This is a genomic window from Streptomyces odontomachi (assembly GCF_024435355.1).
Lineage (GTDB): Bacteria > Actinomycetota > Actinomycetes > Streptomycetales > Streptomycetaceae > Streptomyces > Streptomyces odontomachi.
On record NZ_JAMJWG010000117.1, the window covers coordinates 1 to 259 of the forward strand.

Below are 259 nucleotides of genomic sequence, written 5' to 3' on the forward strand. Positions count from 1 at the left end.
GGCCTTCTCGGGCTTGTCGGCGACGACGGCCTCGGTGGTGAGGAAGAGACCGGCGATCGACGCGGCGTTCTGCAACGCCGAACGGGTCACCTTGGCGGGGTCGATGATGCCCTCGGCGACCAGGTCGACGTACTCACCGGTCGCGGCGTTCAGACCGTGGCCCGGGGTGAGGTTGCGGACCTTCTCCACCACGACGCCGCCCTCGAGGCCGGCGTTGACGGCGATCTGCTTCAGCGGGGCTTCCAGGGCCAGCTTCACG

Annotated in this window: 1 protein-coding gene; it reads right to left on the bottom strand. The window is 69.5% G+C overall.

The window, feature by feature from the left end:
* Window positions 1–259, bottom strand: a 259-nt coding sequence (locus NQO67_RS43625) for a TCP-1/cpn60 chaperonin family protein (protein ID WP_305127011.1), incomplete at both ends; no start/stop codon positions are given.